Annotated in this window: 29 protein-coding genes; 17 read left to right on the top strand and 12 right to left on the bottom strand. The window is 62.1% G+C overall.

The window, feature by feature from the left end; translation table 11 throughout:
- Nucleotides 1-47: 47 nt before the first annotated feature.
- A complete protein-coding gene (locus JNA92_RS12985) occupies nt 48-2,411 on the bottom strand; it encodes a penicillin acylase family protein (protein ID WP_241805031.1) in 2,364 nt (787 codons plus the stop codon).
- 87 nt (nt 2,412-2,498) lie between these two features.
- On the opposite strand from JNA92_RS12985, the gene JNA92_RS12990 reads away from it, so the two are divergent.
- Nucleotides 2,499-3,050, top strand: a complete 552-nt coding sequence (locus tag JNA92_RS12990) for a sugar O-acetyltransferase (protein WP_241805032.1) — start codon at nt 2,499-2,501, stop codon at nt 3,048-3,050.
- A 37-nt stretch (nt 3,051-3,087) separates the two neighbouring features.
- On the opposite strand, the gene JNA92_RS12995 is transcribed toward JNA92_RS12990, so the two are convergent.
- Nucleotides 3,088-3,363, bottom strand: coding sequence for a bacteriocin immunity protein (locus tag JNA92_RS12995; RefSeq protein WP_241805033.1), 276 nt, complete (start codon nt 3,361-3,363; stop codon nt 3,088-3,090).
- Nucleotides 3,364-3,720: 357 nt separating this feature from the next.
- On the opposite strand from JNA92_RS12995, the gene JNA92_RS25835 reads away from it, so the two are divergent.
- The gene (locus JNA92_RS25835; protein WP_277818151.1) at nt 3,721-3,927 is read left to right on the top strand and encodes a DapH/DapD/GlmU-related protein; all 207 of its coding nucleotides are present in this window, start codon (nt 3,721-3,723) and stop codon (nt 3,925-3,927) included.
- Between the two features lie 38 nt (nt 3,928-3,965).
- Here the strand turns inward: JNA92_RS25835 and JNA92_RS13005 are convergent, their stop codons facing one another.
- From JNA92_RS13005 to JNA92_RS13015, 3 genes are read right to left on the bottom strand one after another with little or no spacing between them, the layout of a single operon-like run.
- Nucleotides 3,966-4,241 (bottom strand): bacteriocin immunity protein, encoded by a 276-nt coding sequence (locus JNA92_RS13005; RefSeq protein WP_241805034.1) that lies wholly within the window; start codon nt 4,239-4,241, stop codon nt 3,966-3,968.
- Nucleotides 4,238-4,411: a hypothetical protein gene (locus tag JNA92_RS13010; RefSeq protein WP_347269620.1), complete on the bottom strand. Its 174-nt coding sequence runs from the start codon at nt 4,409-4,411 to the stop codon at nt 4,238-4,240. The genes JNA92_RS13005 and JNA92_RS13010 overlap by 4 nt, the downstream gene beginning before the upstream one ends.
- 7 nt (nt 4,412-4,418) lie before the next feature.
- Entirely contained in the window at nt 4,419-4,982 is a 564-nt protein-coding gene (locus tag JNA92_RS13015; RefSeq protein WP_241805035.1) for a DUF6436 domain-containing protein, read from the bottom strand.
- Nucleotides 4,983-5,127: 145 nt separating this feature from the next.
- On the opposite strand from JNA92_RS13015, the gene JNA92_RS13020 reads away from it, so the two are divergent.
- Nucleotides 5,128-6,054 (top strand): alpha/beta hydrolase, encoded by a 927-nt coding sequence (locus JNA92_RS13020; RefSeq protein ID WP_241805036.1) that lies wholly within the window; start codon nt 5,128-5,130, stop codon nt 6,052-6,054.
- On the opposite strand, the gene JNA92_RS13025 is transcribed toward JNA92_RS13020, so the two are convergent.
- Nucleotides 6,055-6,807 carry a DUF2059 domain-containing protein gene (locus tag JNA92_RS13025; RefSeq protein ID WP_241805037.1) on the bottom strand — a complete coding sequence of 251 codons (753 nt, stop codon included), beginning with the start codon at nt 6,805-6,807 and terminating at the stop codon, nt 6,055-6,057.
- A gap of 113 nt (nt 6,808-6,920) precedes the next feature.
- Between JNA92_RS13025 and JNA92_RS13030 the strand changes: the two genes are divergently transcribed.
- Together JNA92_RS13030 and JNA92_RS13035 are read left to right on the top strand one after the other, a co-directional pair.
- Entirely contained in the window at nt 6,921-7,553 is a 633-nt protein-coding gene (locus JNA92_RS13030; protein WP_241805186.1) for a 2OG-Fe(II) oxygenase, read from the top strand.
- On the top strand, nt 7,540-8,043 hold the full coding sequence (locus tag JNA92_RS13035) for a DUF523 domain-containing protein (RefSeq protein ID WP_241805038.1): 504 nt from the start codon (nt 7,540-7,542) through the stop codon (nt 8,041-8,043). The genes JNA92_RS13030 and JNA92_RS13035 overlap by 14 nt, the downstream gene beginning before the upstream one ends.
- Before the next feature lie 59 nt (nt 8,044-8,102).
- On the opposite strand, the gene JNA92_RS13040 is transcribed toward JNA92_RS13035, so the two are convergent.
- On the bottom strand, nt 8,103-8,591 hold the full coding sequence (locus tag JNA92_RS13040; RefSeq protein ID WP_241805039.1) for a substrate-binding periplasmic protein: 489 nt from the start codon (nt 8,589-8,591) through the stop codon (nt 8,103-8,105).
- A gap of 197 nt (nt 8,592-8,788) precedes the next feature.
- Between JNA92_RS13040 and JNA92_RS13045 the strand changes: the two genes are divergently transcribed.
- The gene (locus JNA92_RS13045) at nt 8,789-9,265 is read left to right on the top strand and encodes a DUF4399 domain-containing protein (protein WP_241805040.1); all 477 of its coding nucleotides are present in this window, start codon (nt 8,789-8,791) and stop codon (nt 9,263-9,265) included.
- A gap of 313 nt (nt 9,266-9,578) precedes the next feature.
- Here the strand turns inward: JNA92_RS13045 and serA are convergent, their stop codons facing one another.
- The gene (gene serA / locus JNA92_RS13050) at nt 9,579-10,808 is read right to left on the bottom strand and encodes a phosphoglycerate dehydrogenase (protein ID WP_039602651.1); all 1,230 of its coding nucleotides are present in this window, start codon (nt 10,806-10,808) and stop codon (nt 9,579-9,581) included.
- A gap of 171 nt (nt 10,809-10,979) precedes the next feature.
- Between serA and JNA92_RS13055 the strand changes: the two genes are divergently transcribed.
- The 4 genes from JNA92_RS13055 (at nt 10,980) to JNA92_RS13070 (ending at nt 15,094) form a co-directional block, all read left to right on the top strand.
- Nucleotides 10,980-12,377 (top strand): FAD-binding oxidoreductase, encoded by a 1,398-nt coding sequence (locus JNA92_RS13055; protein ID WP_241805041.1) that lies wholly within the window; start codon nt 10,980-10,982, stop codon nt 12,375-12,377.
- A gap of 24 nt (nt 12,378-12,401) precedes the next feature.
- Nucleotides 12,402-13,067 carry a fumarylacetoacetate hydrolase family protein gene (locus JNA92_RS13060; RefSeq protein ID WP_241805042.1) on the top strand — a complete coding sequence of 222 codons (666 nt, stop codon included), beginning with the start codon at nt 12,402-12,404 and terminating at the stop codon, nt 13,065-13,067.
- Nucleotides 13,068-13,173: 106 nt separating this feature from the next.
- On the top strand, nt 13,174-14,097 hold the full coding sequence (locus JNA92_RS13065) for an SdiA-regulated domain-containing protein (RefSeq protein WP_241805043.1): 924 nt from the start codon (nt 13,174-13,176) through the stop codon (nt 14,095-14,097).
- A gap of 85 nt (nt 14,098-14,182) precedes the next feature.
- Nucleotides 14,183-15,094: an SdiA-regulated domain-containing protein gene (locus tag JNA92_RS13070; protein ID WP_241805044.1), complete on the top strand. Its 912-nt coding sequence runs from the start codon at nt 14,183-14,185 to the stop codon at nt 15,092-15,094.
- A 39-nt stretch (nt 15,095-15,133) separates the two neighbouring features.
- On the opposite strand, the gene rpiA is transcribed toward JNA92_RS13070, so the two are convergent.
- The gene (gene rpiA / locus JNA92_RS13075) at nt 15,134-15,808 is read right to left on the bottom strand and encodes a ribose-5-phosphate isomerase RpiA (protein ID WP_241805045.1); all 675 of its coding nucleotides are present in this window, start codon (nt 15,806-15,808) and stop codon (nt 15,134-15,136) included.
- Nucleotides 15,809-15,942: 134 nt separating this feature from the next.
- On the opposite strand from rpiA, the gene ilvA reads away from it, so the two are divergent.
- Nucleotides 15,943-17,457 (top strand): threonine ammonia-lyase, biosynthetic, encoded by a 1,515-nt coding sequence (gene ilvA / locus JNA92_RS13080; protein ID WP_241805046.1) that lies wholly within the window; start codon nt 15,943-15,945, stop codon nt 17,455-17,457.
- Between the two features lie 38 nt (nt 17,458-17,495).
- Nucleotides 17,496-17,921, top strand: coding sequence for a DUF2269 family protein (locus tag JNA92_RS13085; RefSeq protein ID WP_241805047.1), 426 nt, complete (start codon nt 17,496-17,498; stop codon nt 17,919-17,921).
- A 32-nt stretch (nt 17,922-17,953) separates the two neighbouring features.
- Here JNA92_RS13085 and JNA92_RS13090 read toward each other — a convergent pair whose 3' ends face one another.
- Nucleotides 17,954-18,610, bottom strand: coding sequence for an HAD family hydrolase (locus JNA92_RS13090; protein WP_241805048.1), 657 nt, complete (start codon nt 18,608-18,610; stop codon nt 17,954-17,956).
- A gap of 141 nt (nt 18,611-18,751) precedes the next feature.
- Between JNA92_RS13090 and JNA92_RS13095 the strand changes: the two genes are divergently transcribed.
- Both JNA92_RS13095 and ptsP read left to right on the top strand, forming a co-directional pair.
- Nucleotides 18,752-19,231, top strand: a complete 480-nt coding sequence (locus tag JNA92_RS13095; protein ID WP_003249017.1) for an RNA pyrophosphohydrolase — start codon at nt 18,752-18,754, stop codon at nt 19,229-19,231.
- A 22-nt stretch (nt 19,232-19,253) separates the two neighbouring features.
- Nucleotides 19,254-21,533, top strand: coding sequence for a phosphoenolpyruvate--protein phosphotransferase (ptsP, locus tag JNA92_RS13100; RefSeq protein ID WP_241805049.1), 2,280 nt, complete (start codon nt 19,254-19,256; stop codon nt 21,531-21,533).
- Between the two features lie 30 nt (nt 21,534-21,563).
- Here ptsP and JNA92_RS13105 read toward each other — a convergent pair whose 3' ends face one another.
- Nucleotides 21,564-22,310: an NRDE family protein gene (locus JNA92_RS13105; protein WP_241805050.1), complete on the bottom strand. Its 747-nt coding sequence runs from the start codon at nt 22,308-22,310 to the stop codon at nt 21,564-21,566.
- Between the two features lie 129 nt (nt 22,311-22,439).
- On the opposite strand from JNA92_RS13105, the gene JNA92_RS13110 reads away from it, so the two are divergent.
- From JNA92_RS13110 to JNA92_RS13120, 3 genes are read left to right on the top strand one after another with little or no spacing between them, the layout of a single operon-like run.
- On the top strand, nt 22,440-23,222 hold the full coding sequence (locus JNA92_RS13110) for a sulfite exporter TauE/SafE family protein (RefSeq protein WP_241805051.1): 783 nt from the start codon (nt 22,440-22,442) through the stop codon (nt 23,220-23,222).
- Between the two features lie 16 nt (nt 23,223-23,238).
- Nucleotides 23,239-24,048, top strand: coding sequence for a prolipoprotein diacylglyceryl transferase (lgt, locus tag JNA92_RS13115; RefSeq protein ID WP_241805052.1), 810 nt, complete (start codon nt 23,239-23,241; stop codon nt 24,046-24,048).
- 49 nt (nt 24,049-24,097) lie between these two features.
- Nucleotides 24,098-25,069 (top strand): thymidylate synthase, encoded by a 972-nt coding sequence (locus tag JNA92_RS13120; protein ID WP_241805053.1) that lies wholly within the window; start codon nt 24,098-24,100, stop codon nt 25,067-25,069.
- Nucleotides 25,070-25,109: 40 nt separating this feature from the next.
- Here JNA92_RS13120 and cadR read toward each other — a convergent pair whose 3' ends face one another.
- The gene (cadR, locus tag JNA92_RS13125; protein WP_241805054.1) at nt 25,110-25,553 is read right to left on the bottom strand and encodes a cadmium resistance transcriptional regulator CadR; all 444 of its coding nucleotides are present in this window, start codon (nt 25,551-25,553) and stop codon (nt 25,110-25,112) included.
- Between the last annotated feature and the right edge of the window lie 23 nt (nt 25,554-25,576).

Below are 25,576 nucleotides of genomic sequence, written 5' to 3' on the forward strand. Positions count from 1 at the left end.
TCGCAATCTGAAGCTCTTGGAGAAGCCGACCCGAAGAAAAGTTTCCATCACTCTGTCGGCACCAGACGCAAGGTAGTGTGAGCCGGTATTGCCCCCATCTGGGCGCGCTGATATTGCCCCTCGATATAGCCTTCAGCCTGGTCCGAATAGTGGCGGTCAAACGGCACGCCACTTTGCCCGACCGGGTTGCTGGTCAAGGCCTGGCCAACGTCGGCGAAGTCGATCAGCCGCCGTGTCGAAGGCCCATACGTCACCGGCCACGGCGCAGGCCCGATTTTCGCTGACAGGTTGTTGGGTACCTCATGGGTCCCCGGTGCAGCAAACGGGCCGACGTTGAACAGCAGGTTCAACGGTTTTTTAACACCCAGTGGATGGTTGTGCGTCAGGGTATGCGCCTTGCCCCATTGCCAGCTGGCTGGGTCTTTGCCAAAGGTTTCACGCAAGTGCGCGAGGGTTTGCTGCCAAGCGATGCGCACGATGGCGGTGCGGTCGGTACGCTGGTCGGCACCGCGCGTGTCCCACCACGGTGATTGCGCGTCCGCTGCCAAGCGTGGCAGGGCAGAGTCGATGGTCCGGGTACTGATGAGCACCGGAAACCAGGTGTCGCCCAGCTCGTCATGCAACGCGGCATGGGCCAACTGGTAGAGAAACTGGTTGAACAGTGTGGCGCTGGTCGAGTCCAGCGGGTGATCCCCGCGCCAAGCGGCCAGTTGCTCGACCAGCTCCTTTTCCTCCTCGCCCTGGGCGATGTCGCGCAGGGTCGCAAGCAGGGGCGCCAGGGTGCGTGGGCCGTAGTCGTTGGCGGTGTCCAGCTGCAGCGCCTGGCTGTTCTGGGTATCCCACTTCACCTGCGGGTTGGCCAGGTGGCGCTCCAGCTGACGGCCCCGGTCTGGCAAGTTGTAATAGCCCGGTATCGGTACCGCCGCTGGCGGCTGGTAATTGGCTGAAACGATGTAACCGCTGGCCGGGTTTTCCTGCTGTGGGTTGACGCTGAATGGATAGAAACCCAGCTTGTCGGCCTGGGCGCTCGCGCCATCGAGGATGAACGACGGGTTGACGCCATCCGGGCGGATCGGCAGTTGCGCCGCCGCCCACCAACCAATGTCGCCACCTGCACTGGCCCAGACGAAGTTGAGCCCAGGCGCCTGAACCATGGCCGCCGCCTCGCGCATCTTGGCAAGGGAGTCGGCACGGTTGAGCTGATAGAAGCCTTCGAGGATCGGATTGTCGGTTTCCAGAAAGGCCCACCACATGGCAATTGGCGTCGTGCCGGCGGTCGCGCCCAGCACGTCGTTGACGATCGGCCCGTGGGGTGAGCGGCGCAGGCTGATGACGACCGGCTGCTCGCCTTTGACGGCGATTTTCTCCTCAGTCTTTTCCAGTGTTCGCCATTGGCCGTTGACCATGACCTGATCGCTGTCTGCCGGGTTGGTCTTTTCCGCAATCAGGTCGACGTCGTCGTTCTGGAACATGGTCAGGCTCCAGCCGAAGTCGAGATTGTGACCGAGCAGCGCAAACGGGTTCAGCGCCTGGAAGTAGCCGTACAGGTTGAACCCTGGCGCCGACAGCTCGGCCTCGTACCAGACGGCCGGCACCGCGAAGCTGATGTGCGGATCGCCGGCCAGCAGTGGCTTGCCGCTGCGGGTACGGCCGCCGGCCACTGCCCAGGCATTGCTGCCTTCGAATTGGGGAATGCCGGCATCGCCAAGGGCTTCGTGGCTGAGGCGGGCGAGGGCTTCAAGGCCCTGCCAATCGGCCGTCGCCAGCGGGGTGCCCAACGCGCCGTCAGGTTGCCAGTCGAGGTCGAACATCTTCAGGTACTGCGGCCCGAGCTGGTCGCGGATATAGGTCAAGGCAGGCTCGGTGCGGAACGCGGCGGCAAAACTGTAGGCCAGGTAGCCGGCGATGCTCAGGGTATCCTCAGCGGTGAACGGCCTGGGCGTGATGCCGATCAGGTCGAACTCCATGGGCTTGGGGTGGCTCGCCTGCCAGGCGTTGATGCCATCGAGGTAGGCTTGCAGGGCCTTGTACGCGGGGGACTGGCGGTCCAGCCGCTGCACCATCAGCGCCGCTTGATCACGGATGCGCAGGCTGCGGAACAGGGTATCGGTGGGCAGCAGCTTTTCGCCCAACACCTCGGCCAGCTCTCCGCGGGCCAGGCGGCGCATGATTTCCATCTGGAACAATCGGTCCTGGGCATGCACGTAGCCAAGGGCGCGGTACAGGTCTGCTTCGTTCTGCGCCTGCAGGTGCGGCACGCCGCGGGTGTCATAGCGCACACTGACCGGGGCCTGCAGGCCGGCGATCGCTACCTCGCCGTCACGCTGCGGCAGTTTGCCGTGCACGTACCAGTAACCGGCACCGGTGGCCATGGCCACTACCACGGCTAACAGGGTCAGGCTGCGCTTCATCGAGGCTCCTTGTGCATTCGAGCGGAAATTGTGGTCCGATCTTCGGCAGATTTGCGCAAAGAGCATAGCCCTCTCCAAGGAGTTTCCATGTTTCTCAGCGAAAAACAGAAAATGCTTAGTGGCCAGCTCTACCATGCCGGCTGCCCCGAACTGCAGGCCGAGCAAATCGCCACCAAGCACTGGATGCAGCGCTACAACACCAGCGTCGACCTGCTTAACGAAGCCCGCAACGGCTTGCTTGCCGAGCACTTCGGCCATGTGGGCGAAGGCACGGTCATTCGCCCACCGTTCTATTGCGACTACGGCTACAACATCAGCGTCGGCCGCAATACCTTCATGAATTTCAACTGCGTCATCCTGGACGTGCTGCCGGTACGTATCGGCGATGATTGCCAGATCGGCCCGGCGGTGCAGATCTACACCGCCGATCACCCGCTAGACCCTGAAATTCGGCGTACCGGGCTGGAGAGCGGAAGGCCGGTGACCATCGGCAACAATGTGTGGATTGGTGGCGCGGCGATCATCCTGCCGGGGGTGAGCATTGGCGACAATGCCGTGGTCGGTGCAGGTAGCGTGGTGACCCGCGATGTGCCGGCGGGGGTGACGGTGGTGGGGAACCCGGCGCGGGTGCGAGGGTGATATGAAAAGCCCTGCGGTGTTGCCGCGGGGCTCGGTGTCAGGCAGGTTTGAAGCCGGGTTTGCCGTTGGCGGCGCGCCATTCTTTTACGCGGTTGACGACGCCTTGGGGGCTGTCATCAGATCCTTCCGGGGGGTAGTAAATAACGTCACAGCCGTCAGGGTGCTCGGTCAACTCCTCGAAAAGAAGCGCTGTACTAATACGGTGTTTTTCCAGCTCAGAACCCTTCAGGCCCGTCCGGTCTTCAAATAAATCAGAGACGAATGCGAGAAATTCAGCTTCTGTGTAATCTGGCAAACGCTGTTTCTGCGTCATTGGTTGTTTTCTCGGTGGTGATCAATGTGAACTCGGGCTTCCTCATAGCGTTTAGGATTGCGGACTTAAAGGTTTCATCCGGCACAATCCCCTTCCAGACAGCTTCCTCAAGCTTAGCGAACCGACTAAACCTTCGCCCCCTTCAGCCTTTCCGCAATTCTTGTAGGAATGGGTGCGCCTGCCGACGTACTTGCGGCGTCCAATACCTTGTCAGGCGTTAGCACCCGATTGCCATTGGTAACCCCTGGAATGGCCCGAGGGCTGCGCAAGGCGGGGAAGAGGATGACGTAGTCATCGATCTGCAGGTCGCGCAGTCCGGGGAAGGTTCGAGTATCAGGCCGCGGTGGGACGATACTGTTGCCCGGTAGGACCCGAGCCAGGCCTCGTGGGGATAAGCCTGGGCTCCCAGCGCACGGCCCGCGGCCAGGAACTCGCGAAAGATGCGGTGTTCCTGCCGGGGTGAGCATTGGCGACAATGCCGTGGTGGGTGCCGGTAGCATGCTGACCCGGGATGTGCCCGCAGGCGCGACGGTGGAGGGCAACCCGGCGAAGGCAAGTGGTTAAATGATCGAGCCCTGCGGTATCAGCCGCGGGGCTTGGTGTCAGGCAGGTTTGAAGCCAGGTTTGCCGTTGGCGGCGCGCCATTCTTTTATACGGTTTACGATGCCTCGAGGGCTCTTGTCCGAGTTTGCTGGAGGCCTAGTAAGGACGTCTGCTCCATCTGGGTGCTCTGTGATTTTCCTAAAGTTGAAAACAATCATGTCTCGAAAACTTTCCAACTCAGCGCCGCGACGGCCTGCGCGATTCTCGAATAGCTCTGTTATGAGTGTGAGGAATTCATCTTCTGTGTAATCCTCCAATTTTTCCTTGAGGGTCATTGATTGCTCTCCTTGTGGTGATCAATATGAACTCGAGGCGTCATGAGCAATAGATTGTCCCAATCATACACAGCGCCACCGTTTGCGATTTCATGCTTGTGATGGGTCTCTATTTTTGTCCGTCTTTCAACCCAATGGCTCTCGGGTGCGAATGGATATCTATCGGACACCCGCTATCTACCAGGGGCAATAGCACCCTACGGCCAAGGTATCGGTGGCCTGCACGGGTCGTGATGCGAGCAACGCCTTGATGATCGGTTCGATGAAGCTGTTGCTGGCGTTGCACACTGCGCCTTCGCTGTAAGGGCCGAAATAGGCGAGGTTGCCCTGGTGGTCCCAGATGGCCACGGCGGGGGAGGCGGGCAGGTGTTCGCTGCCTGGCACGTTGGCGATGGGTTGCAGGCTGTTCAGGTTGGCGGGCAACAGGCCGTGGCTGCCGGGCTTTTGCAGCACGTGGAAGGCCACGTCCTGGCTGGCGAACTGGCTGACCAGGTCGCCCAGGTGCTGCTGGTTGCTGACGTTGCACGGGCAGGCAGGGTCCCAGAAATGCACCACGCGGATCGGGCCGGGGCCGGCCAGCTCGGCGGGGAGCTGCAGCTGGCTGCCATTGAACAGCGTGACCTGGTTGCCGAACGGGCGCAGGTAGCGGGCCTGGAAGGTGGTGTAGGCCTGCCAGAGGATGACGGCGCCAACCAGCAAGGCAATTACCGTGCTCAGCGGTTTGATGATTCGGCTATTCATGACCAGTCGGTGGACCTTTGTGGGAGCGGGCCAGCATTCAGGCTTTGTGCAAGACAGGGGTTGCTCAAAGGTGAGCAAGCTTGCCACGACGCCGCCCAGAGCTGAAGATTCCAGATCAATACTTGCATCAATGTGGATGTGCTCGATGCCCGCTGCTTTTCACCCTGACCGCCTGCGCGCCAGCCTCGCGCCCCTTGGCAAACGCCAACCTTTATCCGTTCAGGCGCAGGATTATCAGCGCTTCTACGGCCTGAATCTGTCGACGCAGAGCTGGCTGGGCGGTTTTCAGGCTGCGGGTTTCGAGCTGGTGGGGCAAGTCTGGCTGCCGGCTCAGCCTGTGGCGACAGTGTTTCTGCTGCATGGCTACTACGATCACATGGGCCTCTATCGCCATGTGATCGAATGGGCAGTCAAGCAGGGTTATGCCGTTATCAGCTGCGACCTGCCTGGCCATGGCCTGTCCAGTGGCGAGCGCGCCAGCATCACTGATTTCGCCCTCTACCAACAGGTGCTCGATGCCCTGTTCGAGCAGGCGCGCGGCCTTGGTTTGCCGCACCCGTGGCACCTTTGCGGGCAGAGCACGGGCGGCGCCATCGCCGTCGATCACCTGTTGCATCAGGGGCTACAGAGCCCGGTTGATGGCCAGGTCATTCTGCTTGCGCCGCTCGTGCGCCCACGCGCGTGGCTGTGGTCGAAACTCAGTTATCGAGTGTTGCGCCACTTCGTCAATGGCATTGAGCGGCGCTTCAGCGAGAACAGCAATGACCCGACGTTCCTGCCGTTCCTGGAGGCCGACCCGCTTCAGCCCCGGCGCCTGCCGACAGCCTGGGTCGGCGCGCTGATGGCCTGGGTCAAGCGGATCGAGGCTGCGCCCTGCAGTGCGCGGCGACCATTGATCGTGCAGGGGCAGGCTGACGGCACAGTGGACTGGCCCTACAACCTCGAAGTGCTCAAGGCCAAGTTCGCCGAGCCCCAGATACTGCTGCTGCCCGAAGCCCGTCACCACCTGGCCAACGAACTGCCGGCCATCCGCCAGCGCTATTTCGACTTCATCGACCAGCGCCTGGGCTGATCACTTGAGGTTCGCGCCGCTCTGGCCGACTGCCAGGCCGGCGCGCACAGCTGCCACGGCGGCTTGGTAGTACGCTTTGCCTTCGGGTGACTCGGCGAAGGTGGCGAACTCTTCCAGCTCGGCGTCGGACAGGTCGCGGTACACGTATAGCAACGTGTTGTTGAGGTCTTCGCCAATCTGGTTCATCAGCCGCTGGCGCTGGCCATCGAGCAGGCCTTGGGCCTGGCCACCGCCGAACAGGCCGGGGATCATCGAACTGAGGCTGTCGGCCGCTACGCCGGCGATCGCCAGGCTAACCTCGGCACCGGCTTCGCGGGCCGGGAGCGCCTGAGCCAGGTGCCCGATGATCAGCAGACGATCATCGCTGGCCTGGATTTTCGGCAAGCCCTTGGCGTGCTTGGCCAGTTGGTCCTTGCGCGTGGCCAGCAGTTCGGCAGCTACGATCTTGCGCCCCAGCGGTGACTGGAAAAAGGCCAGCGCCGGCGCAGGGTCGGGCAGCGCGCTGCGCAATTGTGCCTGGGCACGGCGGTCCATGGCCTCAGCCTGGAAGCGCTGATTGCTGTTGCTGACCAGCGCCTGGTAAACCGCAGGCGGCAGGCTGTTGCGGTAGCGCTGCTGGGCGGCGCTCACGGCATCATTGAAATGGGCGCGCTGGTCGGGCCAGCCGGCGGCCTTGTAGAGCTGATCGAGGCTGTCTGCCCAGACAGGCACGGTGCAGATCATCAGCAAAATCAGGAAAAACAGACGGCGCATTCAGGACTCCTGTCGGCAGATGGCTATTGTCCTTGGCTCGGCGCCGGTTTGTCGAGATAGGGGCGTGTTTCTCGGCCAAGTGGCGCTGTGCGAGGGCATGGCTAATGGATATGATGCGCGCCATGCATATCTCCCCTGAAAACCCGATGCTTGCAGCCGTCGTTGACGATCTGGCCACCCGTGGCTGGTCGCAGCAGGCTCTTTTCCTGCCCGCTGAGCTGGTCGGCGCGCTTGCGGCCGAGTGTCGTCGGCGTGATGCCGAAGGCCAGCTCAACCCCGCTGGGGTGGGGCGCGGTGTGGCCCAGGAGGTGCGCGAGGCGATCCGCGGGGACCAGATCCAGTGGATCGACCCGGGTCAGGCCCAGGCCTGCGATCAGTACCTTGAAGCGATGGACCAGCTGCGTCTGGCCATCAACCAGGGCCTGTTCCTGGGCCTTGAAGACTTCGAGTGTCACTTCGCCCTGTACCCGGCAGGTGCGTTCTACCGTCGCCACCTTGACCGTTTTCGCGACGACGACCGGCGCATGGTTTCGGCCGTGCTTTACCTCAATGAAAACTGGCAGCCGCAGGATGGCGGCCAGTTGCGCATGTTCCTGGCTGACGCTGTCGAGCATGATGTGCTGCCCGTGGCCGGTTGCCTGGTGGTGTTTCTATCGGGTGAAGTGCCTCATGAAGTCTTGCCTGCGGGGCGTGAGAGGCTTTCGTTGACGGGGTGGTTCCGGCGCCGTGGCAATGACCCGTTCTGACCCGCCCAAGGTGCTGGTCAGCGCCTGCCTGCTGGGGCAACCGGTGCGCTATGACGGGCGCGCCAGCGGCCATCCTGATCTGTTGCAGCGCTGGCAGGCTGAAGGGCGTGTGGTGCCGTTGTGCCCGGAGGTGGCGGGTGGCCTGCCCACACCGCGCCCGCCCGCGGAGATACCGGGCGGGCAGGGCGGCGAGGTGCTCGATGGCGCCACGCAGGTGCTGACGATCGATGGCGAGGACGTAAGCGCGGCCTTTCTTGCCGGTGCCCGGCAGGCGCTGGCGCTGGTGCGTCGGCATGGCATCCGGGTGGCGGTGCTCAAGGCGGGCAGCCCTTCGTGTGGCAACCGCTTGACCTACGATGGCACGTTCGCTGGGGTGAAAGTGCCAGGGCAGGGGGTGACCACCGCACTGCTGCGGCGGGAGGGCGTGCTGGTGTTCAGCGAGCTGGAGCTGGAAGAGGCCCAGCGAGCGCTGGCTGGGCTGACAGCGTAGTTGGGTGCTGGCCCGTTCGCGAGGGTTACCCGCGACTGGCTGTGCAGGCAATAACTGACTTACTCTCCGGTAGCCGTCTGCTGCACACCCTTGAACCACTTCTGCTCAAGCTCCGCTGTTCGGCCGCTGTCCTTGAGGCGCTGCAGCGCGTTGTTCACCGCGCTCTCGAACGCCGGGTTGTCTTTCTGGAACGGGATGACCAGTTTCCTCTCGCCAAAAGGCTGGCTCAGGTCGAACGGTGTGTCGGCCTTGGGGGCATTTTCCGCTGGGGTCAGGGTGATGTCGTATTTGCCCGTTTCAACACCGGGGAGGATCTCGTCCTCAGGTGTTTCAATGAACTCGACACGCAGGTCCAGTTGTTTGGCCAGCTCTTGGCCGAACTCGATCTCAAAGCCCGTCAGGTGCTCGTTTTCCTTGAAGGCATACGGCGAGTTGTCGGCCTGTACGGCAATGCGCAGTTCGCCCCGGTCGGCGATTTCGTCTATCAGCTCGGCTTGAGCCGATGGCGTGATCAGTACTGCCAGCAGTACACCCAGCGTCGAACGCATCTAATGCCCCTTTTTTTTGGCAAATGAATAACTTTCGCCACGACTTTCTTCCTCGTCGTGGTCGAGCGCAGCCTATGACCTTGAAGCCTTGGCGATGTTTAACCCTAACTGAAATTTTTCTCTTTGTGGGCTATGGTGGACTTCCGCCGCCGTTCGTTTGCAGGTGGCGGTCAATGAGTGAATCACAGGAGAAGTGAATGAACAGCCTATTTTCGCGTGCTGCCGTAGCCGGTCTGCTGATGGGGGCCTCGGTACTGGCCAGCGCTGCGGATGCGCTGAAGAGCCAGGAGCCGCCCAAGGATGCCAAGGTCTTCATCGTTTCCCCCGCTGATGGTGCAACGGTCGACAAGACCTTCACCGTCAAGTTTGGCATCGAAGGCATGGGGCTCAAACCTGCGGGTGACCAGACCCCGCACACCGGCCACCACCACCTGCTGGTGGATGTGGACAAGGAGCCTGCAGCCGATCAGCCACTGCCGACCAGCTTGATGCCTGAAGGCGGTGCAGCGCTGCCAGCCGGCCCACAGGTGCTGCACTTCGGCAAGGCCCAGACCGAGACCACCCTTACCCTGACGCCGGGCAAGCACACCCTGCAGTTGGTACTGGGTGACCGGTATCACGTACCGTTCAAGCCAAGCGTTGAGTCGAAGAAGATCACGGTCGAAGTGAAGTAAGCCGACGCCGCTGGCATCGCTAAGGGGGGCGGGCTTGTTGGCCGAACTATAAAGGAGGCCATCAAGTTCGAGGCCCCTCGGCTAAGCGGTTTTGGGGCCGCTTTGCGGCCCATCGCCGGCAAGCCGACTCCCACAGAATGGACTGCCCCAGGCCGTTGGATTGGTGTCCAGCTTGCTTGGGGCAGTTCAGAGACCGCGCAGCGCTTGAGGCCTGCGCGCAGCCTGTGGGAGCCGGCTTGCCGGCGATGGGCTGCGTAGCAGCCCTGATAACGCTGTCTGACTGGCAGCCGCTACCAGGGCTTGGCAATCAAGCTCAGAACAGTACGCGCGAGCGGATGGTGCCCTTGACGTGCTGCAGCTTCTCTTGCGCCAGGTCGGAGTACTCGGCGTCAACGTCGATTACCACGTAACCCACTTTCTCGTTGGTCTGCAGGAACTGACCGGAGATGTTGATACCGTTCTCGGCGAAGACTTTGTTGATCTCGCTGAGCACGCCCGGGATGTTTTCGTGGATGTGCAGCAGGCGGTGCTTGCCCGGGTGCGCTGGCAGGGCGACTTCCGGGAAGTTGACCGACGATACAGAGGTACCGTTGTCGCTGTACTTGACCAGTTTCTCGGCCACTTCCAGGCCGATGTTGGCCTGGGCCTCGGCGGTGGAGCCACCGATGTGCGGGGTCAGGATCACGTTGTCCAGGCCGCGCAGCGGGCTTTCGAACTCTTCATCGTTGGAGCGCGGCTCGACCGGGAACACGTCGATGGCGGCGCCGATCAGGTGCTTGTCTTTGATGGCCGCGGCCAGGTGGTCCAGCTCTACCACGGTGCCACGGGCGGCGTTGATCAGGATCGAGCCCTTCTTCATCGCGCGGATTTCTTTTTCACCGATCATCCACTGGGTGGATGGCAGCTCAGGCACATGCAGCGAGACGATGTCGGCCAGGCCCAGCAGTTCGTGCAGGCTGGTGACCTGCACGGCGTTGCCCAGCGGCAGCTTGGTCAGCGGGTCGTAGAAGTAGACCTGCATGCCCAGGCTCTCGGCCAGTACCGACAGTTGGGTACCGATCGAGCCGTAGCCGACGATGCCCAGCTTCTTGCCGCGGATTTCGAACGAGTTGGCAGCGCTCTTGATCCAGCCGCCACGGTGGCAGGAGGCGTTTTTCTCGGGGATGCCTCGCAGCAGCAGGATGGCTTCGGCCAGCACCAGCTCGGCCACCGAGCGGGTGTTGGAGTATGGCGCGTTGAACACGGCAATGCCGCGCTCGCGGGCAGCGTCCAGATCGACCTGGTTGGTGCCGATGCAGAAGCAACCGACGGCGACCAGTTTCTTGGCGCAGTCGAAGATCTCTTCGGTCAGCTGGGTACGCGAACGGATGCCGATGAAGTGGGCATCGGCGATCTTTTCCTTGAGTTCCGCTTCCGGCAGCGAGCCAGTGAGGTACTCGATGTTGGTGTACCCGGCGGCCTTGAGGGTATCCACCGCGTTCTGGTGCACACCTTCAAGGAGAAGGAACCTGATCTTGCTCTTGTCGAGAGAAGTCTTGCTCATCTGCGTAAACCTGTATCCCGGAGAAAAAATGGCGAGAAGTGATGCTAGGCGCGGCGTCGGCCTTAGCATGAACAGCGGGAGCGCTATGCTAGCATACGCGACACAATCTGAGCTTATCCCGACAGGTGAAGAGTACTCAGGGTGACTATGAATAAGTCGAGAGTTCCGGCGATGACGCAGCCCGCGGTAATTGATGAACTGATGACCTTGGTAGACCCTGGCAAGGTCCTGACCGATGCCGTTTCCCTGGAAACGTACGGCAAGGACTGGACCAAGCATTTCCCGCCCGCGCCGACTGCCATCGTGTTCCCCAAAAGCGTGGAACAGGTTCAGGCCATCGTTGGCTGGGCCAATCGCCATCAGGTTGCCCTGGTGCCTTCCGGCGGTCGGACCGGGCTCTCCGCCGGTGCCGTGGCAGCCAATGGTGAAGTGGTGGTCGCCTTCGACTACATGAACCAGATTCTCGATTTCAATGCATTCGATCGCACGGTGGTCTGCCAGCCTGGGGTCATCACCCGCCAGTTGCAGGCATTCGCCGAAGAACAGGGGCTTTATTACCCGGTGGATTTCGCCTCGAGCGGCTCCAGCCAGATTGGCGGTAACATCGGCACAAACGCGGGTGGCATCAAGGTCATTCGCTATGGCATGACCCGTAACTGGGTCGCTGGCCTCAAAGTTGTCACGGGCAAGGGCGAACTGCTCGAGCTGAACAAGGACCTCATCAAGAACGCCACGGGCTATGACCTGCGCCAGTTGTTCATCGGCGCCGAAGGCACCCTGGGGTTCGTAGTCGAGGCGACCATGCGCCTGGACCGCGCCCCACGCAACCTCACCGCGATGGTGCTGGGCACGCCGGACTTCGATTCGATCATGCCGGTGTTGCATGCCTTCCAGGGCAAGCTTGACCTCACGGCATTCGAGTTCTTTTCCGACAAGGGCCTGGCCAAGATCATGGCCCGTGGCGACGTTCCTGCGCCGTTCGCCACCGACTGCCCGTTCTATGCCTTGCTGGAGTTCGAGGCCAGTACCGAGGAGGTGGCCAATGAAGCGCTGGCCACCTTCGAGCACTGCGTCGAGCAAGGCTGGGTACTGGACGGGGTGATGAGCCAGAGCGAAGCCCAGTTGCGAAACCTCTGGAAGCTGCGCGAATACTTGTCCGAAACCATCTCCCACTGGACGCCGTACAAGAACGACATTTCGGTCACGGTTTCCAAGGTGCCGGCCTTCCTGCGCGACATCGATGCCATCGTCAGCGAGCACTATCCCGACTATGAGGTGGTGTGGTACGGGCACATTGGTGACGGCAACCTGCACCTGAACATCCTCAAGCCCGAGACCATGAGCAAAGACGATTTCTTCGCTTCATGCGCCAAGGTCAACAAGTGGGTGTTCGACATCGTCCAGCGCTATGACGGCTCGATCTCCGCTGAGCACGGTGTGGGCATGACAAAGCGCGATTACCTTGGCTACAGCCGCTCACCGCAGGAAATCGCCTGCATGAAGGCGATAAAGGCCGTCTTCGACCCTAACGGCATCATGAATCCGGGTAAGATCTTCGCTCCTGAATAAAAGCAGTAATCAAAGGAGTCGGCCATGAGTTACCAGCACCAGTACGTAGACGGCACCCGTATCCACTTCCCGTTGGGCAAGGTTGTTTGCGTTGGCCGCAACTATGCCGAGCACGCCAAGGAATTGGGCAACCCCATTCCGAGCGAGCCGTTGCTGTTCATCAAGCCGGGCAGTTGCGTGGTGCCGCTGGAGGGTGGCTTCAAGATTCCTAGCGACCGTGGGTCGGTGCATTACGAAGCCGAAATCGCAGTGTTGCTGGGCAAGCCGCTGTCGGCGCACCCGTCCGAAGAAGAAGTGCTGGATGCCATCTCAGGCTTCGCCCCAGCGCTGGACCTGACCCTGCGTGACGTGCAAGCCAAGCTCAAAGAGAAGGGCATGCCGTGGGAGACCGCCAAGAGTTTCGACGGTGCCTGTGTACTGCCGCCTTTCGTTGCTGCCGGTACGTTCGAAGACCTGGCCGACATTCCCGTGCGCCTGACCATCAATGGTGAGGTTCGCCAGGACGGCAACAGCGCGATGATGCTCAACCCGATCGTGCCGATCATCCAGCACATGGCCTCGCACTTTTCGCTGTTGCCGGGGGATGTGATCCTGACCGGGACCCCGGCAGGCGTCGGGCCCTTCGAGGTGGGTGATGAACTGGTGCTGGAGTTGCCGGGCGTGAGCCGCTTCGAAAGCCGGGTGCTCTGACCAAGGGCCGCGCCGCCCGCGAAGCGGGCGACGCGATTTACCGTTTTTTTCACAACCCATCTGGATAATGCGCGAATCTCCGCCTATTTACCCAGGAACACTCTGTATGGCCCCGTCTTCCAGCGCTTCCGTATCCCCCAAGCGTCGCTTCTACCTGCGCTGGCCATTCGGCCTGGCCGTGGCGGCGGTGATTGGCTATGGCGTGGCCGTGGCAATGCACTGGGATGACCGGGGCCGGCTGTGGTTGCAGGAAGGCTTCGAGAGCAGCGCAGAGCGCGGCGAAAGCGTCTGGTTGCCGGACTACCAGGTCGATATCGATGCCAAGCCCCTGCCGGGCATGGACGACGATGAAGCGTCGGACGTGGCGTTCAATCCGCATACGCGTACGTTATTTGTGGTCATGGGCAAGAACCCGTTCCTGGTCGAGTTGAGCCTCGAGGGTGATGTGCTGAGGCAGATCCCATTGCAGGGCTGGAACAACCCTGAAGGGGTTGCCGTGCTGGAGGATGGCCGCTTGGCCATTACCGATGAGCGTCTGCACGACCTGACCGTGGTCAAGGTGGATGCGCAAACCAAGTCGCTGAACCATGCAGATTTTCAGAGCCACGACTTGGGCGAGTCGGTGCAAAGCAACAAGGGCTTCGAAGGCGTGGCATGGGACCCGATGCGCCAGCGCCTGGTGATCGGTGAGGAGCGGCCGCCGAAGCTGTATACCTGGAGCACCGATGGTCGTAGCCCGCTGCAGGGTGACAAGCAGCCGCTGCCCAGCGACGAACTCGACCTGCGCAACCTCTCAGCCCTGGGCGTCGACCCGCGTACGGGCCACCTTCTGGTGCTGTCGTCGGACTCCAACATGCTGCTGGAGCTCGACGAGCAAGGTCAGCAGGTCAGCTTCATGACCTTGCTGGGCGGGTTCAACGGCCTCAAGGACACCATTCCGCGTGCTGAAGGGGTGGCAATGGATGACCAGGACAACCTGTACATGGTCAGTGAGCCGGCGCTGTTCTATCGATTCAAGAAAACTGACTGAAAAATCCGATATTTCGGATGCTGGCATTAAGCTTTACTTCAGTTGGTCGTGGTTAGATTCGTCGTCCTCAAACCGAGTCTGCCCTATGCGTCGTTATGTTCGTCTGCCCCTGATCCTGGCCGTCACTGGTCTGCTCGCCTTGCTCTTGCTGGGCGTGGCGCAGCAGCAGTTCCGTTTGCTCGAGCGTGGCTGGTTCAACGTCAAGTCCTGGTGGCAGCCCGCTGAACGAAGCATGGGCCTGGATCGCTATCAGGTGGTGATCCAGGCGCAGTCCATCGACGGGCTGGACGATGATGTTTCGGCGCTGACGTACGACCCCGACCGCAAGACGCTGTTCACCGTGACCAACAAGCGGTCCGAACTGATCGAATTGTCCCTCGACGGCCGTATCCTGCGGCGGGTGCCATTGACCGGTTTCGGCGACCCCGAGGCGGTGGAATACGTTGGGCCCAACAGTTACGTGATCACCGATGAGCGCCAGCAACGGCTGATTCGCGTGCGCCTGGAGGATGACACGCTGTTCCTGGATGCCAACGATGCCGAGCAATTGAGCCTGGGTATCGGCCTGAACGGTAACAAGGGCTTCGAGGGCCTGGCCTACGACTCGGCGGGCAAACGCCTGTTCGTGGCCAAGGAGCGGGACCCGATAGTGATCTATGAAATTCACGGGTTCCCCCATGAAAATCCGGAGCAGCCCTATGCAGTGCATGTAGCGCAGGACCGCAAGCGCGATGAGGGGCTGTTCGTGAGGGATCTGTCGAGCCTGCAATTCGACGAGCGCAGCGGGCATCTGCTGGCGTTGTCGGATGAATCACGGCTGGTGCTGGAGCTGGATGTGAAGGGCAAACCGTTGAGCACACTGTCGCTGCGCAAGGGTTACCAGGGGCTGAAGCAGACGGTGCCGCAGGCGGAAGGGATTGCGATGGATGAAGCGGGGACCATTTATCTGGTCAGTGAGCCGAACCTGTTCTACGTGTTCAAGCAGCCGGTCGATTGAGTGTGTTGTTGCCCCAACCGCCGGCTTGCCGCCGAGGCGTTACTCGGCAGTGAGGCGCTTGACGCCTTCAGCGGTGCCCAGCAGCAGCAGGTCGGCCGGGCGCGCGGCGAACAGGCCGTTGGTGACCACGCCGACGATTGCATTGATCTGCGCTTCCAGCTCCACCGGGTTGGTGATCTGCAGGTTGTGAACGTCCAGGATGACGTTGCCGTTATCGGTCACCACCCCCTCACGGTACACCGGATCGCCCCCCAGCTTGACCAGTTGACGCGCCACGTGGCTGCGGGCCATCGGGATGACCTCGACCGGCAGCGGGAAGGCGCCCAGCACCGGCACCAGCTTGCTGCCATCGGCGATGCAAATGAAGGTCTTGGCCACGGCCGCGACGATTTTTTCGCGCGTCAGTGCCGCGCCACCCCCTTTGATCAGGTTCAGGTGTGCGTCGCTTTCGTCGGCGCCGTCGACGTAGAACTCCAGGTCGCTGACGCTGTTGAGCTCATACACCGGGATGCCGTGGCCCTTCAGGCGCTGTGCCGTGGCCTCGGAGCTGGCGACCGCGCCGTCGAACGCGGTCTTGTGCTGGGCCAGGGCGTCAATGAAGAAATTGGCAGTCGAACCGGTGCCGACGCCGATGACGCTCTTTTCATCCAGCTTGGGCAGAATGAAGTCGACAGCGGCCTGGGCGACGGCCTGTTTGAGTTGGTCCTGGGTCATGCGGGCTCCGGAAAGGGGCAGGGCGGTAATGAAAGGAGGCTAGTATAACGGCTCGGACGGCTTTGCTGTGGTCGCCCGACGTGGCGCTGGGGTAGACTCGCAGCCCTTGTCCCGCGGCCAGTGATGCTTTCCCGATGCTTGAACAGTACGTCAAGAAGATCCTCACCTCGCGCGTCTACGACGTCGCTGTCGAAACCCCGCTGCACAGCGCCGGGCAACTGAGCAAGCGCCTGGGCAACCATATCTGGCTCAAGCGTGAAGACCTGCAGCCGGTGTTCTCCTTCAAGATCCGTGGGGCGTACAACAAGCTGGCGCAACTGAGCCCGGAAGAACTGGCACGCGGCGTGGTTACCGCTTCGGCCGGCAACCATGCTCAGGGCCTGGCGTTGGCCGCGCGTGAGATGGGCATCAAGGCCACCATCGTGATGCCCAAAACCACGCCGGAGATCAAGGTCGAAGGCGTGCGTTCGCGGGGCGGCAAGGTTGTCTTGCATGGCGACTCGTTCCCAGAGGCGCTGGCCTACTCGCTGAAGCTGGTCGATGAGAAGGGCTTGGTCTATGTCCACCCTTACGACGACCCGCACACCATCGCCGGCCAAGGCACCGTGGCCATGGAGATCCTGCGCCAGCACCCGGGCCAGTTGGACGCGATCTTCGTGCCGGTGGGTGGTGGCGGCCTGATCGCCGGTATCGCGGCCTACGTGAAATACCTGCGCCCGGAAATCAAGGTCATCGGCGTCGAACCTGACGACTCCAACTGCCTGCAGGCCGCCATGGCCGCTGGCGAGCGCGTGGTCCTGCCGCAGGTCGGGCTGTTTGCCGATGGTGTGGCGGTGGCGCAGATTGGCCAGCATACCTTCGATATCTGCCGGCTGTACGTGGATGACGTGATTACCGTCAGCACTGACGAGATCTGTGCGGCGATCAAGGATATCTACGACGATACCCGCTCGATCACCGAACCTGCTGGCGCGTTGGGCGTTGCCGGTATCAAGAAGTACGTGGAGCTCACCGGTGTGAGCGGCCAAACCCTGGTCGCTATCGATTCCGGCGCCAACGTCAACTTCGACCGCCTGCGCCATGTCGCCGAGCGCGCCGAGCTGGGCGAGAAGCGCGAAGCGATCATCGCGGTGACCATCCCCGAGCGCCCCGGTAGCTTCAAGGCCTTCTGCGAGGCCATCGGCAAGCGCCAGATCACCGAATTCAACTACCGCAAGCATACCTCCGACGAAGCCCATATCTTCGTTGGTGTGCAGACCCACCCAGAGAACGATCCGCGCGCTGCGCTGGTGCAACAGCTGACCGACCAGGGCTTCCCGGTCACCGACCTGACCGACAACGAACTCGCCAAGCTGCACATCCGCCATATGGTCGGCGGCCATTCGGCCGGTGCCAGTGACGAGATCGTGCTGCGCTTCGAATTCCCTGAGCGGCCGGGGGCGTTGTTCAACTTCCTCAACAAGCTGGGCGGGCGCTGGAACATCTCGATGTTCCACTACCGCAACCATGGCGCGGCTGACGGCCGTGTCGTCGCTGGGCTGCAGGTGCCGGAGGACGAGCGCCACCTGGTGCCGGCAGCGCTGGCCAAGATCGGTTACCCGTACTGGGATGAAACCGAAAACCCGGCTTACCGGCTATTCCTGGGTTGAGCGGCTAAGCTTGGCTAACCACCCAAGGACGTGACGACATGGAACACCTGACCACCCTCAAGGCTCTGCACATCGTCGCCACCGCGCTCCTGATTCTGGGCGCGCTGGGCCTGGCGATCTGGACTGTACGCGCCAGGCGCCAGGGCGATGCCGATGCCTACGGCAAGCTGCTGCGACGGCCGCTGGTGTTCGTCTGGGTGTTGATGGGCGTGTGCCTGTTGAGCATGCCGTTCACCGGCTGGTGGCTGGTGCACCTGGTGGGCTGGCCGTTGGGGCAGACCTGGGTGCTGGCTTCCAGCGTCCTCTATACGGTAGGTGCGTTTTCCGCATGGTGGCTGCTGGTGCGCCTGAATCGGCTGCGCAAGGCGGAGGTGGTGGGGTTGCGGTTTACCCTGGCCCTGGCGGTGTTCAGCGGGGTCTGCTTATTGTCCATTGCCGGCCTGATGGGCGCCAAACCGGTCTGAGCCGATGGGGCTGCGCGGCAGCCCCAACCCTTTCAATCCCGCAGGGATATCACCGGCCAGCCGCGTCGTTCTGCCTCGGCCTGCAGGTTAGGGTCCGGGTCCACCGCCACCGCGTGCGTTACCCGCTCCAGCAATGGCAGGTCATTCATCGAGTCGCTGTAGAAATAGCTGTCTTCCAGGTCGAAGCCGTTCTCCAGCATCCAGCGCTCCAGCCGCGTCACCTTGCCTTCACGGAAACACGGTATATCGGTACTGCGCCCTGTGTAGCGGCCATCCTGCATCTCACATTCGGTCGCCAGCAGCACCCGCACGCCCAGGCGGCGGGCAATCGGTGCGGTGACGAAGCGGTTGGTGGCCGTGATGATCGCCAGCTGGTCGCCGGCATCGCGGTGCTGCTGCAGCAAGGCCAGTGCCTTGGGCAGGATGATCGGCTCGATGCAGTCGCGCATGAAGTCGCGGTGCCATTGGTCAAGCTGCGCCGGCTCGGTCGCCGCGAGGATTTCCATGGAGAAGGCCAGGTAGGCCTGCAGGTCCAGGGTGCCGTTCAGGTAATCCTGGTAGAAGGCGTCGTTGCGGCGTTTATAGGCGATGGGGTCCAGAATGCCCCGTTCGCACAAATAATCACCCCAGGCGTGGTCACTGTCGCCACCAAGGAGGGTATTGTCCAGGTCGAATAAAGCCAGGCGCATTGCGGTTACTCGCGTCAGCCATAGGGAAGGCCCGCAGAATACGGAGTTTTCACCTCACTGCACATAAGCGTGGCGGGCGCGTTGCTGCCCTCGCAAGCTTTGTGGAACAATGCGGTGACATGCGTTTGCGAGGTTGCTGCCGTGATCGACCCGGATGGTTTTCGCCCAAATGTCGGGATCATTCTCACGAATGATGCCGGGCAGGTGCTATGGGCTCGGCGGATCAACCAGGATGCCTGGCAATTCCCTCAGGGTGGCATCAACCCTGACGAGACGCCGGAAGATGCCCTGTACCGCGAGCTGAACGAAGAAGTTGGCCTTGAACGCGATGATGTGGAAATTCTTGCCTGCACCCGCGGCTGGTTGCGTTATCGTTTACCCCAGCGTCTGGTACGCACCCACAGCCAACCGCTGTGTATCGGCCAGAAGCAGAAATGGTTTTTACTGCGCCTGGTGAGCAATGAGCAACGGGTGCGGATGGACCTGACCGGCAAGCCCGAATTCGATGGCTGGCGCTGGGTCAGCTATTGGTACCCGCTGGGCCAGGTGGTGACCTTCAAGCGTGAAGTGTATCGCCGCGCCCTGAAAGAGCTAGCACCGCGTCTTTTGACGCGCGACTGACGACGGAGTTCGACCCCGAGCCATGCTCAATACGCTGCGCAAGATCGTCCAGGAAGTGAACTCCGCCAAAGATCTCAAGACGGCGTTGGGTATCATTGTCTTGCGCGTCAAGGAGGCCATGGGCAGCCAGGTCTGCTCGGTCTACCTGCTCGACCCGGAAACCAACCGCTTCGTGCTGATGGCCAGCGAAGGCCTCAACAAGCGTTCCATCGGCAAGGTCAGCATGGCCCCCAACGAAGGCCTGGTGGGTCTGGTCGGTACCCGGGAAGAGCCGCTGAACCTGGAAAACGCTGCCGATCACCCACGTTACCGCTACTTCGCTGAAACGGGCGAGGAGCGTTTCGCATCCTTCCTCGGTGCACCGATCATCCACCACCGTCGTGTGGTCGGCGTACTGGTCATTCAGCAGAAAGAACGCCGCCAGTTCGATGAGGGTGAAGAAGCGTTCCTGGTCACCATGAGTGCCCAGCTCGCCGGGGTCATCGCCCACGCCGAGGCCACCGGCTCGATTCGCGGCTTGGGCCGCCAGGGCAAGGGCATCCAGGAAGCGCGCTTCGTCGGCGTGCCAGGCTCGCCGGGTGCTGCCGTCGGGCGTGCCGTGGTCATGCTGCCGCCGGCCGACCTTGAGGTGGTGCCAGACAAGACGGTCGAAGACATCGACGCTGAACTCAAGCTGTTCAACAACGCCCTCGAAGGCGTGCGTGCCGATATGCGCAAGCTGTCGGCGAAGCTGGCCACCCAGCTGCGCCCTGAAGAACGCGCGCTGTTCGACGTGTACCTGATGATGCTGGAGGATGCAGCCCTTGGCGGTGAGGTGACGGATGTCATCAAGACCGGCCAGTGGGCCCAGGGTGCCCTGCGCCAGGTGGTAGGCGAGCACGTCAACCGCTTCGAACTGATGGACGACGACTACCTGCGCGAGCGCGCCTCGGACGTCAAAGACCTCGGCCGCCGTCTGCTGGCCTACCTCCAGCAAGCCCGTTCGCAATCGCTGGTGTATGCCGACAACACCATTCTGGTCAGCGAGGAGCTGACCCCGGCGATGCTCGGTGAGGTGCCCGAAGGCAAGCTCGTGGGCCTGGTCTCGGTGCTGGGCTCGGGCAACTCCCACGTCGCCATCCTGGCCCGTGCCATGGGTATCCCGACGGTGATGGGCCTGGTCGACCTGCCGTATTCCAAGGTCGACGGTATCGAGCTGATCGTCGATGGCTACAAGGGCGAGGTGTTCACCAACCCCAGCGATGTGCTGCGCAAGCAATACAGCGAGGTGGTCGAAGAAGAGCGTCAGCTGGCCCAGGGCCTGGATGCGCTGCGCGAACTGCCTTGCGTCACCCCGGACGGTCATCGCATGCCGCTGTGGGTCAACACCGGCCTGCTTGCCGACGTGGCCCGTGCCCAGCAGCGGGGCGCCGAAGGGGTGGGGCTGTACCGCACAGAAGTGCCGTTCATGATCAACCAGCGCTTCCCCAGCGAAAAAGAGCAGCTGGCCATCTATCGCGAGCAGTTGGCGGCGTTTCACCCGCTGCCGGTGACCATGCGTACCCTCGACATCGGCGGGGACAAGGCGCTGTCGTACTTCCCGATCAAGGAAGAAAACCCGTTCCTGGGCTGGCGCGGCATACGCGTGACGCTCGACCACCCGGAAATCTTCCTGGTGCAGACCCGCGCCATGCTCAAGGCCAGTGAAGGCCTGAACAACCTGCGCATTCTGCTGCCGATGATTTCCGGCATTCACGAACTCGAAGAAGCGCTGCACTTGATTCACCGCGCCTGGGGCGAGGTACGTGACGAAGGCACGGACGTGCCCATGCCACCTGTTGGCGTGATGGTCGAGATCCCGGCTGCGGTTTACCAGACCAAGGAGCTGGCGCGTCAGGTGGATTTCCTTTCGGTAGGCTCCAACGACCTGACCCAGTACCTGCTGGCAGTGGACCGCAACAACCCGCGGGTTGCCGACTTGTACGACTACTTGCACCCGGCAGTGCTGCAAGCCTTGAACACCGTGGTGCGTGATGCTCACGGCGAAGGCAAGCCCGTCAGTATCTGCGGCGAGATGGCCGGTGATCCGGCAGCTGCGGTGCTGTTGATGGCCATGGGCTTCGACAGCTTGTCGATGAACGCTACCAACCTGCCCAAGGTCAAGTGGATGCTGCGTCAGATCAACATGAGCAAGGCCAAGGAGCTGCTGGCCGATGCCCTGAGCCATGACAACCCGCAGGTTATCCACAGCTCGTTGCAATTGGCCCTGAAAAACCTGGGGCTGGCGCGGATGATCGGGCCAGAGGCCAACAAGACCCTCTGAATTTCAGGGCCGCTTTGCGGCCCCAGGGTCTCAGACCGAAAGCTCAACCTCCCCCAGATGCCCACCAAACGGGCCGAAGCTGCGTTCTATCAGCCGTCTATTACCCTGATCATCCACGATCAGCACCGTACTGGCGCGTGTCCCATAGTTTTGGCTGGCAATGAACACACTCGACAGCAGCTTCTCGGTCGCCACGCCCACGCCAGTTTCCGGCAGGTCTGCTTCAGGCGCCGTCTCACCATCGGCCAGCAACCCCATCAAACCCTGCGGGTCCGCTGAATCCAGTACCCGTGCCAGCCCCTCGCGCGCCTTGATCAGCTTAGGCCATGGCGTGTCCAGCCCGGCATTGGAAAGCCCATAGACCCCAGCCGCCAGCAAGCGCGGCGCCGCGTCTCGGGCGTGCAGAAACCCCAGGCGCGCCCCATCGCCTACCAGCAGGTTGAACCCCGAGTACTGTTGGCTGCGGCTGGCGACCTGGTCCAGGTATGCCTCGACCCCACGTTCACCTTGCAGGTAGGCCGCCACCAGCTCGCCGCGCGAGCGGGGGCCCAATGGCTGCCCGGGGTCGCGAATATTGGTCAGCGCAGCGAACCGCCCCTGCGGCCCCACGCCCAGCCAGGTACCACCGGCCTCCAGGTCACGCCCGGCATATACGCCGGGCGCATCTTCCCAGGGCGCCAGCGCCTGAGTGGGGCGGGCATAGAACTCGTCGCGGTTGGCCGCCACGATCAGCGGCAAGGCATGCCCTGGCCGCCAGGCGAATACGATCAGGCACATAGGTTGGGCCTCTGTGTTTTTTGCCACTGTACCCACAGCGGCGGTGCCGATCCATCCTGTAGCAGAGTTCACTAGAGCCCCGAGCCCGCCTTCCGTTACCATGCCGGATTGTTTTTTCGGGGACGACGAATGGAGTTCGCACTCTATCTGCTTCTGGGCGCCTGTGCCGGTGTGCTGGCCGGGCTGTTCGGCGTGGGCGGTGGCATCATCATCGTGCCGGTGCTCGTGTTCAGCTTCACCTTGCAGGGTTTCGACGCTTCGGTGCTCACTCACCTGGCAGTCGGTACCTCGCTGGCCACCATCGTCTTCACCTCGGTTAACGCCGTGCTCGAGCACCATCGCCGGGGGGCGGTGCAGTGGCCGGTCTTCGCCTGGATGACCGTGGGTATCTTGCTGGGCGCCGGGGTGGGCGCCAAGACGGCTTCGCTTATCCAGGGCCCGCTGTTGCAGAAGATCATCGGCGTATTCGCCCTGATCATTGCCGCGCAGATGGCACTGGAGCTCAAGCCCAAGGCCAGCCGCGGCATTCCCGGCAAGCCCGCGCTCATCGGCGCCGGTGGCGTGATCGGTTGGGCCTCGGCAATCTTCGGGATCGGCGGTGGTTCGTTGACCGTGCCATTCCTGACCTGGCGCAGCCTGCCGATGCAGCAGGCGGTCGCCACGTCTTCGGCCTGTGGCCTGCCGATTGCCGTGGCCAGCGCCCTGAGTTTCATGTGGCTGGGTTGGCACGATGAGCATCTGCCCGCCCATAGCGTGGGCTTCGTGTACTTGCCAGCGCTGGTCGGCATTGCCGTGACCAGCATGTTTTTCGCCCGCTTCGGCGCGCGGCTGGCGCACAAGTTGTCGCCCCGTCTGCTCAAGCGTTTGTTCGCCGCGCTGCTGTTTTGCGTAGGTCTGAGCTTTTTGATTTGAAACCAGAGGAATATCCATGCTGCCTTACCCGCAGATAGACCCCGTGGCCGTTGCGCTCGGGCCGCTGAAAATCCATTGGTACGGCCTGATGTACCTGATCGGCATTGGTGGCGCCTGGCTGCTCGCCTCGCGCCGGCTCAACCGTTTCGACCCCACTTGGTCGCGTGAAAAGCTCTCGGACCTGGTGTTCTGGTTGTCGATGGGGGTCATCGTCGGCGGGCGCTTGGGTTATGTGCTGTTCTACGACCTGCACGCCTACCTGGCCAACCCGACGTTGATCTTCGAGGTATGGAAGGGTGGCATGTCGTTCCACGGCGGCTTCATCGGTGTGATGCTGGCCGCCTTGTGGTTCGGCAAGCGCAACAACAAGTCGTTCTTCGAGCTGATGGACTTCGTCGCACCACTGGTGCCGATTGGCCTGGGCGCAGGGCGTATCGGCAACTTCATCAACGCCGAACTGTGGGGCAAACCGACCGATGTGCCGTGGGCGATGATCTTCCCGCCGTTCAGCGACCCGGCCCAGCTGCCGCGCCACCCATCGCAGCTGTACCAGTTCGCCCTGGAAGGCGTGGCGTTGTTCGCCATCCTCTGGCTGTTCTCACGCAAGCCACGCCCAACCATGGCGGTGTCTGGGATGTTCGCGCTGTTCTACGGCATCTTCCGCTTCGTCGTCGAATTCGTCCGCGTGCCGGATGCCCAGCTGGGCTACATTGCCTGGGGCTGGCTGACCATGGGTCAGATACTCTGCATCCCGATGATTCTGGCCGGCCTCGGATTGATCTGGTGGGCTTATAATCGCAAACCTACGGCGAAACCCGCCATCTGATTCCCAACGGCAGGGGCGATCCCCCTGCCGTTATCGCTACAGGTAAGCCATGAAACAGTATCTGGACCTGGTCCGTGACGTCATCGAAAACGGCACTCTGCAGGAAAACCGCACGGGCATCCGTACCATCAGCCTACCGGGCGCCATGCTGCGCTTCGATCTGCAAAAGGGCTTTCCTGCCATCACCACGCGCAAGCTGGCATTCAAGTCTGCCATCGGCGAGATGGTCGGCTTCCTGCGTGGCGTGAAGAACGCGGGTGAATTCCGTGAGCTGGGCTGCAAGGTGTGGGATCAGAACGCCAACGAGAACGCCCAGTGGCTGGCCAACCCGTTCCGCCAGGGCCATGACGACCTCGGCGAGATCTACGGTGTGCAGTGGCGCCAGTGGCCGGGTTACAAGCGCATCCCGCTGAGCAATCCGGCTGCGATCGAAATGGCCGAACAAGCCGGCTTTCGCAGGATTGCCCAGGACGAAGAAGATGGCCAGGCGTTCGTCGTCCTGTACAAGGCCATCGACCAGGTGCGTCAGTGCCTGGACACCATCGCCAACGACCCGGGCAGCCGCCGCATCCTGTTCCACGGCTGGAACTGCGCGCAGCTGGACGAAATGGCGCTGCCGCCCTGCCATCTGCTGTACCAGTTCCACCCGAACGTGCAGACCAGGGAAATCTCACTGACGCTGTACATCCGCTCCAACGACTTGGGCCTGGGCACGCCGTTCAACCTCACCGAAGGTGCGGCGCTGCTGTCGCTGTTCGGCCGCCTGACCGGTTACACGCCGCGCTGGTTCACGTACTTCATTGGCGATGCCCATGTATACGAAAACCATCTGGACATGCTCAATGAGCAACTCAAGCGTGAACCGCTGCAAGCGCCGAAGCTGGTGATCAGCGATCGCGTACCTGCCTTTGCCGAGACGGGCAAGTATGAGCCTGAGTGGCTGGAGAAGATCGAACCGAGCGATTTCAGCCTGGAAGGCTATGAGCACCATGCAGCGATGACGGCGCCGATGGCGGTCTGATTCACGCGACTCCCGAGGGCTGCACAGCAGCCCCACGGCGTCAATGCCCGTGGCTGCGCCCTACGTGCGAATGCTCTGAATCCGGCACGGATACAGCCCCGTTCACTTCCAAACGCTGCAAGATCGCGCATTCCTCTCCCTGCTCACTGCACCGCCTGCGTAATTCCACCAGTTGCTCCTGCAATGCCACCAGTCCATCGATCCGCGCCTGCACGTGTTCGATATGTTCATCGATCAACGCATTCACGCTGCCACATGAACCCGTCGGGCTGTCACGCAGGCGCAAAAGGCTGCGGATCTCGTCCAGGGTCATGTCCAAGGTGCGGCAGTTGCGGATGAAGGTCAGCCGCTCGACATGGGCTTGGGTATACAGCCGGTAATTACCGTCGGTACGTGCAGGCTCCGGCAGCAGCTGTTCACGCTCGTAATAACGGATGGTCTCCACTGCACAGTCGGTGGCTTTGGCCAGTTCTCCGATTTTCATGGCGAATCTCCAACAGGTGGCTT

Origin of the sequence: Pseudomonas putida (genome assembly GCF_022627325.1) — a bacterium.
GTDB lineage: Bacteria > Pseudomonadota > Gammaproteobacteria > Pseudomonadales > Pseudomonadaceae > Aquipseudomonas > Aquipseudomonas putida_X.